This is a genomic window from Solibacillus sp. FSL K6-1781 (genome assembly GCF_038630735.1).
Classification (GTDB): domain Bacteria; phylum Bacillota; class Bacilli; order Bacillales_A; family Planococcaceae; genus Solibacillus; species Solibacillus silvestris.
Map to the genome: position 1 here is coordinate 1,827,430 of NZ_CP152038.1, position 13,199 is coordinate 1,840,628.

A 13,199-nucleotide genomic window follows, 5' to 3' on the forward strand; every position below is an offset into this window, starting at 1 on the left:
GGAGGCGCTAATTATGGAATTACAATCGTTCAATCAATCATATCAACATTTAATTAACGAATATCAATTAGTTGAAAGCCAGCTGAAATTTACAGGGCACCCACGTGAATGTTTAAAACTAGCAAGTAATAGTAGAACGCCTATATTAGCGATCGTTGAAGGAAAGCTTGTAACATATTTTGATTTACATCAGCAGGAAGGAGTAGCACCATATTCGGATAATTGTAATGCGATTTTAGTACGTGCTTTTTCAACAGAGGTTAATGAACAAGGGAAAGGCTATGCAAAGCAGGCATTGCAGTTACTACCCGCATATGTACAAAAGAATTTCCCTCATATTAATGAAATCGTACTTGCTGTTAATGTTGCAAACACTGCTGCCCAAAATCTTTATAAGAAGTGTGGTTTTAAGGATTACGGTGTGCGCCGTCAAGGGCCTAAGGGTGAATTAATTGTGATGAGTTTCTTATTCTAAGAGGATTAGTGAGATCAGCAATCAGGCGCGATTCAAAAGTAACTTTAAATAGAAAAAGAGCAACGCCATAAAAGAGGTTGCTCTACTATGTTGGTAAGTATTTTTGTTTTTAAAATAGAAAATCCTTGCCGTTCTTGTCTTGGATTAGTAACTCATATACCTGATTGTCTATCTTTATTTTTACTTCTTCACTATTTAGGAATTCAGTAATTCTTTCATGGATTTTGTTCACTGCCTCTTTAGATTCAGTATGTGATGAGTTCATGGTCAGCTTGATGGTAATAGACACTTTTTCAGGGTTGAAGGTATAACTAATGTCATCTACCCGGTACTCTTTTTTTAGGTATAACTCTTCTTCAATACTTGTAATGACGGGCATCCACTTTGTCTCAAGTTCTTCAACCGAAACATCTTTTGTTATAATCTGTACACTTTTCAATGAACCGTTTGAATTCAAGAATTCACTCGCTACTGTGTTAATTTCTGCTTTCTTAGCTTCATCAGTAACCGGTATATATACTTTGATGATAGGCGAGTATGCGTTAATATCCAAAATCGAATAGCCTGCTGCCTGCAAGTCCGACTTCAACTTTCCGCCTATTTCTCCCCTTTGATTAAATACCTAAGATAGCTCGGGTGATATTTCATTCGTCTTAGAAATCATTAACTTGTAGTTATCATAACCTTTTTTACCAAAACTTCCGACAAAATAGCTAAAATCTTGTCCTCTTCTTGATTGACGTATTCTTCCGTTCCTTTCAGCTGTATGTCAAATAGTGTCATATCCTCCCATTTGCTCATACCGACTCCTGCCGTGGGCAATGCTTTTGGGGTTCAACATTCAACATCGGGCGCTTTTCATGTATATGATGAAAAGGCACAAAGATTTTGGAGGCCTGAAACACCAACTACAAATTTACAAACATTTCGGCTGCCACTCATTTATAATAGACACTAGTAATAATCCCTTAAAGGAGAAAATTAACTTTATGCAACTATCTATTTACACAAAAAATCCGCATGCAAGAGCAATATCGCATTTACTGGCGAAAAACCCGTCAACCGTATATGAGCGCAAAGTAAAAGGGCATTCGGTTCGATTTGCTTATCATAAAATGACAGATGACGAATTATACGCTTCCATCTTTGTTACACCTGATTCATTGGCGCTTGTAAAAGACAATGAAGCGTTTGATATTACCCATTACATTAATGACCGGGAATTTGCTGTAAGTACCATTTTCTTATCGCTTATTCGTTCAGCTTTAGGCACAGCGCTGAACGGAAAGCCTAAAGAAGAATATTTACAATTTGCAGCAATGGACTTTCCGTTTACATTTGAGTTTGGTCCCATTTCATCAAAGCTCACAGACGAGGAACTCCGAAATTTATGGGAACCGTTAGGCTATGAAGTAACGATTAACACGATGACTGACGCTAAACGAGCACGATTCTTAACGCTTGCAAATACCATTACGTTAAAGAAAGCACTACAGCAAATTTTTATATTAATCCCGGTTATGGATGACTATAAGCATTATTTTATTGATGAAGCCGAGCGGGAGCGTATAGAAAACTACGGTGAGGGCTGGCTTGAAACTCATCCGATGCGTGAATTTATTTACAAAAAAGCATTGCGCTTTAAACAATTGTACATGAGAGAAGAGAATGAGCAAAAAGTCGATAAACCATCTTTAAATACGCGTCGCTATGAAACAATTGCCGAGGCAGTTACAGCATTAAAACCTAAAACGGTTATCGATATGGGGGCAGGAGAAGGGAAGTTATCGATGTTTCTTGCGCAAATCGCTACGATTAAAAAACTGTACAGTGTAGATCCTAGTAATCATGCGCTTGCTAAAATGCAAAAACGTTTTGCCGATCAGCAATTTGCTACAAAACCTATTATTAAGTGGGGATCACTTTACTATGAAGATAAAGAGTTTACAGAGGCGGATGTCTTTATTTTATGCGAGGTGATTGAACATATAAATGAGGAACGACTGCCTCAAATGATGCAGCTCATCACACAAAATTATACGCCTAAGCATTTAATTATTACGACACCAAACGCAGAGTATAATATGGTGTACGAACTTGAAGATATGCGCCACGATGATCACCGCTTTGAATGGAATCGCAAGCAGTTCGAGGCATGGTGTAAAGCAGTTGCGCCAAACTATGATTTACTATTTGAAGGGATCGGTTCTGTACATGAACAATATGGTGCTCCTACTCAAATGTGTATCATGACAAGGAGAGATTCACATGCAATTTAAACTTCCAAACAGGGCCATTGTACTTTTAATCGGGGCATCGAATAGTGGGAAAACCACATTACTGCAATCATTAGTTGATTCGGATCAGCTCCTCGAAAGCGAAATAATTAGCTCTGACTACTATCGACGGCTTGTGGCGGATATCGATTTTATCGACCTTTCGTCTGTATCAAAAGATGACGAGGATATTATTTACGAAGAGTATCAGCGCATTTCAGAGCAGGCATTCCAAGCGCTTCATACGATTGTGGAAGCTCGTGCGAAGTTAAATAGAGTATCGATTATTGATGCAACAAACTTACGCGGCTTTGAACGCGCCAAATATTTTGAAATAGCTAAGCGCAATCACGTACCCGTTCTGGCGCTTATTTTAAACACACCAAAAGAGCAGCTGTTGGCCCGTGATGTATTGCGCGATAATCCTCGAGGTCGTAAACGCGTGCTGCAGCAATTCAATACGCTGAAATATGAGTTAAAAGCAATAAAGAAAGAGCCATTTGCCAAAATTTATAAAGTAGATGATGAAAGCGTCGAGATTGTCCGTGAACCGAATAAGCTTTATTTAGAAATCGAAAGCGGTTTTGATATTATCGGGGATATTCATGGCTGCTATGATGAGATGCTTGTGCTCTTGAAGGATCTTGGCTATGAGCAGCGCGGCGATGTATATATTCACCCAGCTGGGCGACGGTTAATTTCTGTAGGCGATATTATGAGCCGCGGACCTAAATCCATTGAAACGATGCAATTTTGGTTGAATCAGATTGATGCGGGATTAAGCTTTATGACAGACAGCAATCATGGTTGGAAAATAGCACGTTGGTTAGATGGAAAAAATGTTTCGCTCAACCACGGGGATGAGCTTGTCGAGCAAGAATTTACCGAGTATGAAAAGGAGCATGGCGAAGAGGCTGCTGAGGCACTAAAAGCACGTTTTGCAAGCATGCTTCTAAAGGCACCTTCACATTATATTTTAACGAAAAATAAGATCACAAAAGCTGTTGTTACACATGCCGGGATAAAGGACCATTACATCGGCAAGGAATCTAGACGCATATCTGATTTTTGTCGATATGGTGATATTCAGCAAACGGACAGCTACAGTAAGCCTGTACGCGGTGATTGGTTCTCGCAGCATAAAACAAGCGAGTTGATCATTTGGGGACATGATGTGAAAGTACAGCCATTTAAAGCAAATCGGACAATAAATATTGACCAAGGAGTTGTATTTGGCGGGGAGTTAACGGCATTTCAATATCCTGAGCAAACATTAAGAAGTGTGAAAGCATTCGCAAACTATGCCGGCACAGAGGACAACCCCATTTTAGAGGCGGAAAATAAGCGTTTCATTCCACCAAATGTGGCCCAATTTATAAATGGCTTTGCAGTTCATACAACTAGTGGGGATCAAATAACAATTCCGAAAGAAAATGCTATGGCAGCAATGGATACATTCTCTCACTACACATTGCCTTTGGAGCAGGTTATCTACATTCCGCCAACAATGAGTCCAACACCACAAACAGCTGCATTACCGGACTATTTGGAACACCCTGCAGAAGCGTTTAATTACTATAAGAAAAACGGTATTCAAAAAATGATTGCCGAGAAAAAGCATATGGGCAGTCGTGCGGTCATCTTTATTGCAAAAAATAGAGAAGTTGCAAAGAAGCTCATTAACAGTGACAGCTTAGGCTACATTACAACACGTACAGGTCGTGCCTTCTTTGAAAAATTACAGCAGCAGCAGATGGTGGAAAAAATCCATGCTGAGCTAATGGCTAAAAATTACTTCGAGCGATTTAATACAAGCTTCGTCTTAATGGACGCCGAAATTTTACCATGGAATTTAAAAGCACACCGCTTAATCGATCAACAATATGAAACGGTCGCTGAAAATGCATTAATGGATCGCTATAAACTCATCGAAAAGTTGAAGGATACTAAACATGTGGATGTTACAAGCTGGCTGGAGGAATACACAGATAAATATAAAAATGCAGCACGCTTTGATGCGGTATTCAAAAACTATTGCTGGCCAACAAATGAACTATCCGGTATACAAATCGCACCATTCCATATACTTGCCCATAGTTCATCAACTAACTTCCATCAGCCTCATAGCTGGCATATGCAAATGAATGCACATTTGGCTGAAAATAGTTCGTTATTTATAGCGACAGAATATCGTGTAATCGAAAGCGAACAGGATAAACAGGAAGTAATAGATTGGTGGCAGGACATGACGGAAAATGGTCATGAAGGCATTGTTATTAAGCCATTCGATTTCCTTGCTTATCATAAAGGGAAATTACTGCAGCCGGCAATTAAAGTACGCGGCCGGGAATATTTACGCATCATATATGGCATGGATTATACAGATGAAGCAATTATGAAAAAGTTAAAACAGCGGAACCCTTCCCGAAAAATGAAGAACGCTTTATTGGAATTTAAGTTAGGCTTAGAGGGAATTTCACGTTTTGTAAGTTTGGAAAGCAGCAATCGTGTACACGAATGTGCACTTGCAACGCTTGCATTAGAAAGTGATACAACCGATCCGCGATTATAAAATAATATTTACAAATTACCGCATACCTAAAAGAAACAGCTCTATTTATGGTTTATGTTGACCCTTCTTCCTCTTTAATAAATAAAATGAGAGAACCTCGTTTCAAGGAAGGGTTTGCATATGTTTTATAGGCCCTTTAAGCATCCGTAACAATCATATTTTCATTAGATAGTTTAGTTGCAAGCACGAAACACCATTTTAAAGAATTTCTGAAAGATTTATGGAACAGAATTAATTAATATGAAAGAGGTGAATTGTTTGGATTTAAGTTATCGAGAGTATGGCGATGAGAACGCTCCATTAATGGTATTTTTACACGGTGGTGGAGTAAGTAGTTGGATGTGGGATAAACAAATTCAATACTTCAGTAATTATCATTGCATTACAATAGATTTGCCAGAACAAGGGGCAAGTAGAAATACCGAGAATTTTTCAATTCAATTAAGTGCAGAAAAAGTAAATAGGTTAATAGAAAAGATAGCTGATGGTAAAAAAATTATTGTTATTGGCTTCTCATTAGGGGCACAGGTAACTATTCAAATGTTAAGTAATAATTCAAATTTAATTAATTATGCAATCGTAAACAGCGCATTAGTAAGGCCTAATTCATTTATTAGAAAAATGATAAAACCATCTATAAAGCTATTTTTTCCATTAGTTAAAAATAAAACTTTTTCAAAACTTCAAGCCAAAACACTTTATATTGATGAAGAATTCCTTGAAACATATTACGATGAAAGTTCTCAAATGAAATCTGCTACCCTTATAAGAATATTAGAAGAAAATATGTCATTTAAAATTCCTAACGGCTTTAATAATGCAGAAAGCAATATATTAGTTACTGTGGGTGAAAAAGAAAAAGCAATTATGAAAAAGTCTGCAAGAGATATAGTTGCAAGTAATTCAAATTGTACTGGGATAATTATACCTAATGTTGGTCACGGAATATCATTGATGAATCCTAATTTCTTTAACCAAATGATTGAAAATTGGATACAGGACTTTTCTCTACCACAAGGCGTGGTAACAATAAAATAATAAATTGTTTATTCTACTAATTGGACTTAGTACATAAAGGAAACCTTATATAATAGGTTTCCTTTAATTTTTATGTAAATATTAACATTAATTATCCATATTATTATCTACATATTTAGCCTTAAAAGGAACTTATTTCAAGTGCGTTCGTTAAGTAACTATATCTATTAATTCGTGAAACAGTATGAAAGGGTGCAGAAAATTGAAAAAAACTATAATTTCAGGGATTGTATTTTGTTCAATCTGGTTAGGTGGATGTAATAAAGTTGAGGTATTAGAAAGCGAGCACGAAGTAGCAGTTTCTCATAAAGCCTTATTTGCTGAATTACAAACAGAAATAATAGGATCGATTACAAAGTTAACAGAACTTGAAAGTGATGCACTCGCAATAATGTTAGATGGTGGAGCTGGCGAATCAACCGTTGCAGTAGGTTTTCCAAAGAAATCAAATATTGAAGCTACGTTGATTCAACAAATAGTTGAAGATTCGATTAAGAATATTTCTGAATCAGAAACCGAAACAACAAGTGAAGAATTAAAAATAACTATTAAAATCGAGAAATATTAACAGATCCCCTAATGGACGCAAAAAAAATAGTAAGAGGAGAGTGGAGATGTTTAAGTATGTAATGCAAATCATTGTTGGGATATTAACTTTCATAATATCAACTTTTATTGCATGGTATGAAGGAAGCGCAATTATAGAAAAACCATTCGAATGGAAGCACACAACGCCATTTACCAATTTGTTTAATACAGAGATTACAAATGGGCATGATATTAGCCCACTCGATTATTTCGTTTATGCAGCTAAATTTAAACCCTTTTTCCCCACAATTATGATCGTAAGTGTCCTCTATATTCTAAGTGTAACTGGCTTATATCTAATCAAAAGTAAATCTAAATGGGGAATTGGTTACTGGGGACTAGTAGGTGTAATACTGTTAATATTTAGTAGCTCGATTTTTAATTCCTCGACTTTAGGAAGAAGTATTTTTTTCTCGTTTTCTTCAATTAGCGGATTTTTCTTTATAACAGTTGCAGTATTACTATATAAATTACATAGTACGCCAAAAGGTGAGTTAAATAGTTGAAGGAGGTTAAAAAAATGCCGGTAATTCTAACAAGTGTTTTTTCCGCTTTCATAATTTTTATGACAGTTTTTTCAATGATTAAAGTATTAAGTATAGCCTGTAAAAGAAAAGATATTTCGATTTTAAAATATAGAGTTTTAACAACTTCTTTTATTGTAGCAGGAATTTTAACTGTTTCAATTTTACCTTTTGGTTATCAAAAAATATATGAAATCATCCTCTAACTGAATCGTACAATATTTAATTCATGGCGAGAAAGAGTAATCCTATCTCGATATTCAATCAGGCGTGATTCTTTAATAAGGAATACGCATTCCTCAATTTATGGGCTTTGAATAAGTAAATAGATGACATGCTTTGAATTGTGGTTAATATGTTATTTACATTAGTTGGTATAAAATAGAAAGGTGTGATCTTATGATATCACTTAATCAAAGTGAATTTAAAAATTTAAAAAGAACATTGAACAAAAATAATATAACTTGTCCAACTTTCGTATATTCAATTTTAGATGGCTATATACAAGGAACAGTTTATGTTGACTCTAGTTCTCATAAGTCAGTTCTGATTGGGACTAAATCAGGTATTTATTTTGTGGGGGGAGAGGTAGATAACTTAGATTTCAATAATTTCCTCTTTGAGCTATATAGGTATAAGAAAAATAATAAGTCAAGATTCACTTTATTCTCTTCATCGAGTAAATGGAATTGTGCAATAATGAGTCAGTTAAAAGAGGAAATTAAACAAAGGAGCAGATTTTCTTTTAATTATAATTTTGATAAGGAAATAGACAAAACAATATTACAATCTAGTGAATATTCTATAAAAAAAATAAACTCAGAAATAATAAAGAATAGCTTGGAATTTAATGAGGCTTACTATAAAGAATATTGGGGCTCCACATTAAACTTTCTTAAAAATGGTTTTGGATTCAGTATACTACATAATGAAAGAGTAATTAGTGAATGTTCTTCAATTTTTTCTTCACAAGAATTTGCAGAGATTGATATTTTTACTCACAAAGATTATAGAGGAAAAGGATTAGCAAATATAATCGCAACTTCATTTATAGAGTATTGTTTGAAAAATAGTATCGTGCCTAAATGGGATTGTGATGTAACAAATGAGTCTTCTATAAACTTAGCAGGGAAGCTAGGGTTTGTTGAACCTGTTGAATATTCAATTTTCGTTTACAAAAATTAATTAGTCCAAACCTCAACAATCGGGCCAGATTGTTGAATAACAAGATTGTGAAGAAATGCACTTAAACTAACGCAGCAGTTTAGTTGAAGAAGGAATTATCTAACTTAGTAAAGAATGTTATTACATTGGAGGGTAAATGAATATGAATGATTTATTTACAATAGACTGCGGTGAAATACTATTAAGAGAGTTTAGAATAGAAGATGTAGATGCTATTTATGAACTGACTTCACAACCCGAAGTTTATGAGTTTTTGCCAGATTGGCGTTCGACTAGAGAACAAAGGTTAGATTGGGTTACTAATTATGAGATTCCCGATAATAAAGAGTTTTTAGCTAATGTCCCAAGCATAGGCGAAAGGTGGTTGAAGTTGGGAATTGTTTTAAAAGAAACTGACGAATTTATTGGTTTCTGTAATACTGGAATTAAAGAGGAACTAAGCGGACCAAATAGAGAAGTTGCTTACTCTATTTCTAAGCATTTTAGAAACAAGGGGTACACAACACAAGCAGTAAATGGGTTAATAAATTACCTATTTGAAAACACTCATGTAGAACAATTAAATGCTGTAGTTCTTCCGCGTAATGTAGCTTCAAATAAAGTATTAAATAAATGTGGCTTTCAACTTAGAGGGAATATTAAGATAGAAAATCAAATACATTATCATTACACGCTAGAAAAAAATGAATTAAATAAGTTTATTTAACTAACCAGCTAATTTTAGGGGGTATTTTATGTTTGTAGTAAATGTAGAAGGGGCAATTCGTCGCAATGAGAAATGGCTTTTAATCCGCAGAAGTGAAAAGGAGGAGCATGCTGGTGGAGGTCTCTCATTAGTAGGAGGAAAGTGTGAAATTGAAGGTGATTCGTCTGATATTCTGGAAAGAACATTAAAACGAGAAGTTTTTGAAGAAGTAGGTAGCGAAATTACAGACATTAAATATGTAAATAGCTCCTCCTTCGTGACAGAATCAGGAATAAATGTAATCGATATCGTTTTCCTATGTCATCATAAATCTGGAGAACCTTACGCTAAAAGTACTGAAGAAGTGGATGATGTTATTTGGATGACAACATCAGAGGTTCTTGCACATACGGAACTACCTTTATTTCTAAAAGAAAACATTATACTTGCAGAGAAAATACTACAAGATAATATGCGGGTGAAATATTAGTTATACATATTCCATAATAGGGCGCGATTCTTCAATAAGAAGATCGCGTTTTTCCATTATAGGGCCATTTAATTGAGGAAGGATTTCCAACCAATTGATATACCTATTCTTAGGCTCATTATTTAAAACAATATAGAATTAAATTTCTTCCCCAAGAAGCACAAGAATTATATGCCTAACTCTATCATTTTCATTGTAATTTTCTCGATTCTAGCATCTATATCAGTCCCGTCACACTTTGAAAGTTTCTGTTCGTGTACGATTTTTCCATCACGCATAAACAGTATACGTTCAGTCCGTGCGGCAACCTTTGCGTCGTGAGTTACAAGCAGAACTGTTGTGCCTTCCTCGTTAATTTCAGAAAATATATTCAAAATCTCCTGTGCAGATTTTGAATTGAGAGCTCCGGTAGGCTCATCTCCAAACATTATTTTCGGATTGTTCATAAGTGCTCTGCATATCCCCGCCCGTTGTAGTTGCCCTCCTGATACTTGTGTAATATCGTGTTTTTCAAGCTCTTTAATACCGACTCTTTTCATCAGCATTTTTGCCTTCTTTGAAATACTTGCAACATTTTTTCTATTGTCACGCATCGCAGGAAGAATGATATTGTCGATAATATTTAAATTTTTTAGCATAGTGGGTTGCTGAAAAACAAACCCCATTTTTGTTCTACGTATATCTGAAAGCTCATTTTCCCCAATTACAGATATATCCCTGTCGTCAAATATGACCTTTCCGCTATTAACATCGTCCATTCCACTTAGTGTGAACATTAGCGTCGATTTTCCTGACCCCGATGGACCCATGATCGCAACGAATTCGCCTTCGTTTATTTCAATAGAAACCCCATCGAGAACATTTCGCTGTTCATTTCTCTCTCCGAAAGATTTTGTTATACAGTCACCGATAATAATCTTTTTCATCTGCTTACCCCTTTATATTTTCTGAAATTTTGATTTGTCCTGCTCCTGATGTACCACCTATTGTTGCGAGCAGTACCGCACTTACCATCATCAGCGGACAAAGTAAATACGCCGAAAGTGGGTTAACCTTGAACTTAAATGAATCAACTCCAAACGAAGAGATAATTGCCCCAGCAAGTATTTCTCCGAGCGTGTTAGCTAGAAGTGTACCTAGAACAGTTCCAATAATTAGAACAAATACTGAACGTGAAATATACTGTATCTTGATATCTGATTTTTTAAAACCTAGTGCTTTCATTACCGCAATGGAGGTTCTGTCCTTTGCAATAAGCATTTTCATAAATAACAGTGTAATTAATACTGTTATAATGAGCGAAATGACAACTGCTGCGTAGGATGCCTTTTCGACAGAACGTATTGTTGAACCAAATGTCTGTTTAACAAATTCATTAACATCTGAAATTTTTGCATAACTAAATCCAATTGAATATTCAAAACTTTATGTTCAATAATCGATGTATCCGAAAATTTAGCAATAATAATGCTCCACATAATATCTGCTGAATTATCGTTGAATACAGCCTTTGCAGTTTTACCGCCATTGGTAATATCAGAATAGATCCCACTTACCGAAAAAAATTTTTCCTCTCCTTCAACCACTAATGTAATGACATCGCCAACCTTTTTATTCATTTCATCAGCGTTTATAGATGAAAGTGCAATTTCGTTTTCGTTAACGGGAGCTTTTCCCTGAGAATATGCTATAGGAAACGCAGAATGGTCACCTAGTTCGACTTTTAAATTTTCTTCCGTTTCGTCTTCCATTTTGGCCTTAAATATTTTTGTTGTAAGAGAAGCGTAATTTGAAATGGTGCGATCATTACTTATCTCCTTTAAAATTTCGTCAGTTTTTTCAGAGATATTTTCAGTTTGCTGTATGTCAATACGCATATCGTAATCACCAATGCCCATATATTGTATGAAACTTTTTGAGGATATCGTGTTATACAAATTCTGTGGAACAATAATGATAAATGATGAAACTACCAATACAGCAAGCATTGTGGCGTAAAGCTTCTTCCTTGTGAGAACATCTTTAATACCAAGAAAAACATTCGTGTTAAATAACCAATTCTTATTCAAGTAAAAGCGCTTTGCGCCTGAGTTTTTCTCTTGTGAAGTACCAAAGCGAATTGCTTCCACAACGGATATTTTTTTAAAATGGTTTAACACGCCATTTACATAGAGAAGAATAGAAAATAACACCACCAGTATGCCCATGATTCCGAAAAGAAGTGCAAAAGAAGAATTTTCGGCTTCCCCCATATAAAGGCGTATATTTTCAAGTAGTATGCCTTTGAACATAACTGAAAGCCCAAAACCGAGTACACTACCCACCGTAACAATTGCTACATATTTTACGAAATAAATCCTTTTTATATCGGAAATACGAAGTCCAATTGCTTTCATAACACCAATTTCATGGTAATCATCTTCCATTTTTGAAAGAAGCGTAAAGCGAATGCAGATAAACGCGATTGCAATGACAAGTGCGCTAACAAAAAGTATAACTGCAATCATCATTCCATCTGCAAGTGCATTCATCATTTTGAAAAGCTTATAAGTAACTGTTGGACCGTTCGCTTCTATCTGTGCGGTTGCATAAGCAGTTTCAAATTCGCCAAGCGCAGACAAGTCCTTTAATCTGAACTCAATTAGATGTTCTATTCTCCCTAGATTTTTTATTTTGTCGTAATCATTTTCACTAACAAGAAATCTCTTTGAAGCGGAGAGCGTAGAATTCATCTGCGAATCGCGAAGAAATCCCGCAACGACAAATTTCTGACCGCTTATTACTGCTTCGTCACCGACCTTTGTGATGTTTTCCCGCATATAGCTTATTGGAACATAAAGCTCACCTTCGGATACATTTATGATGTTTCCGTCAAGATCAAGAAGGTAATCGAATTTATCGCTCTGGGTGCTAAAACCGTTATCCTGAACATTATCCGCTAATGAATTTTCGCCAAGTATAATTTTTGAGCCGTCTATGTTGAGAAATTCAATTACTTGAAATTTATCAACATTGCTATTCTGCTCTGCAAAAGATGAAAGCCGAGCATTATCAATTTCCCCCGAATGCATCTGCAGAAAATGGGGAGTTTGAGCTTTTGTCATAAGAGTATCTAGTGCGCCTGAAAGATTAATGGTTAGTGTCGCCGCTAGCGATACAAGCATAGCTGCAATAGCGATAAATATCATCGTTATTAACGTAATCACTTTATTCTTTAAAATGTCATTGCACATTATTCTAGAATACATAAGCCACCTCTGCTTTCAAAATTGCCAACCAATTTTACAATATGAAGAATTGCTTTGATAAAAATGAAAAATAGTACTCTTTGCCTGTCCATAAACATAACCCATTAATTACTCCGAC

At 35.6% G+C, this 13,199-nt stretch carries 13 protein-coding genes and 1 pseudogene; 10 read left to right on the plus strand and 4 right to left on the minus strand.

Features of this window, described 5'->3' with window-relative positions:
• Positions 1–13: 13 nt before the first annotated feature.
• A complete protein-coding gene (locus MHH37_RS09010) occupies positions 14–475 on the plus strand; it encodes a GNAT family protein (RefSeq protein ID WP_008409258.1) in 462 nt (153 codons plus the stop codon).
• A gap of 109 nt (positions 476–584) precedes the next feature.
• Here the strand turns inward: MHH37_RS09010 and MHH37_RS09015 are convergent, their stop codons facing one another.
• Entirely contained in the window at positions 585–1,052 is a 468-nt protein-coding gene (locus MHH37_RS09015) for a DUF4030 domain-containing protein (RefSeq protein WP_342575962.1), read from the minus strand.
• Between the two features lie 86 nt (positions 1,053–1,138).
• Positions 1,139–1,276 carry a hypothetical protein gene (locus MHH37_RS09020; protein WP_342575963.1) on the minus strand — a complete coding sequence of 46 codons (138 nt, stop codon included), beginning with the start codon at positions 1,274–1,276 and terminating at the stop codon, positions 1,139–1,141.
• Positions 1,277–1,464: 188 nt separating this feature from the next.
• Here MHH37_RS09020 and MHH37_RS09025 point away from each other — a divergent pair, with 188 nt between their 5' ends.
• From MHH37_RS09025 to MHH37_RS09065, 9 genes are all read left to right on the plus strand, one after another.
• Complete coding sequence (locus tag MHH37_RS09025; protein WP_342575964.1) at positions 1,465–2,754, plus strand: methyltransferase domain-containing protein; 1,290 nt, start codon at positions 1,465–1,467, stop codon at positions 2,752–2,754.
• Positions 2,744–5,323 carry an AAA family ATPase gene (locus tag MHH37_RS09030; protein WP_342575965.1) on the plus strand — a complete coding sequence of 860 codons (2,580 nt, stop codon included), beginning with the start codon at positions 2,744–2,746 and terminating at the stop codon, positions 5,321–5,323. The genes MHH37_RS09025 and MHH37_RS09030 overlap by 11 nt, the downstream gene beginning before the upstream one ends.
• 258 nt (positions 5,324–5,581) lie before the next feature.
• Complete coding sequence (locus tag MHH37_RS09035) at positions 5,582–6,361, plus strand: alpha/beta hydrolase (RefSeq protein ID WP_342575966.1); 780 nt, start codon at positions 5,582–5,584, stop codon at positions 6,359–6,361.
• 202 nt (positions 6,362–6,563) lie between these two features.
• Entirely contained in the window at positions 6,564–6,929 is a 366-nt protein-coding gene (locus MHH37_RS09040; RefSeq protein WP_342575967.1) for a topoisomerase, read from the plus strand.
• A 46-nt stretch (positions 6,930–6,975) separates the two neighbouring features.
• Positions 6,976–7,455 carry a YjdJ family protein gene (locus MHH37_RS09045; protein ID WP_342575968.1) on the plus strand — a complete coding sequence of 160 codons (480 nt, stop codon included), beginning with the start codon at positions 6,976–6,978 and terminating at the stop codon, positions 7,453–7,455.
• A 14-nt stretch (positions 7,456–7,469) separates the two neighbouring features.
• Positions 7,470–7,679 (plus strand): hypothetical protein, encoded by a 210-nt coding sequence (locus MHH37_RS09050; RefSeq protein ID WP_340798391.1) that lies wholly within the window; start codon positions 7,470–7,472, stop codon positions 7,677–7,679.
• Positions 7,680–7,872: 193 nt separating this feature from the next.
• Positions 7,873–8,658, plus strand: a complete 786-nt coding sequence (locus tag MHH37_RS09055; RefSeq protein WP_342575969.1) for a GNAT family N-acetyltransferase — start codon at positions 7,873–7,875, stop codon at positions 8,656–8,658.
• A 142-nt stretch (positions 8,659–8,800) separates the two neighbouring features.
• Complete coding sequence (locus MHH37_RS09060) at positions 8,801–9,364, plus strand: GNAT family N-acetyltransferase (protein ID WP_342575970.1); 564 nt, start codon at positions 8,801–8,803, stop codon at positions 9,362–9,364.
• 28 nt (positions 9,365–9,392) lie between these two features.
• Positions 9,393–9,833 (plus strand): NUDIX domain-containing protein, encoded by a 441-nt coding sequence (locus MHH37_RS09065; RefSeq protein ID WP_342575971.1) that lies wholly within the window; start codon positions 9,393–9,395, stop codon positions 9,831–9,833.
• 167 nt (positions 9,834–10,000) lie between these two features.
• Here MHH37_RS09065 and MHH37_RS09070 read toward each other — a convergent pair whose 3' ends face one another.
• On the minus strand, positions 10,001–10,759 hold the full coding sequence (locus MHH37_RS09070; RefSeq protein ID WP_342575972.1) for an ABC transporter ATP-binding protein: 759 nt from the start codon (positions 10,757–10,759) through the stop codon (positions 10,001–10,003).
• A gap of 4 nt (positions 10,760–10,763) precedes the next feature.
• Positions 10,764–13,081: pseudogene (locus MHH37_RS09075) on the minus strand (FtsX-like permease family protein).
• Positions 13,082–13,199: the final 118 nt, after the last annotated feature.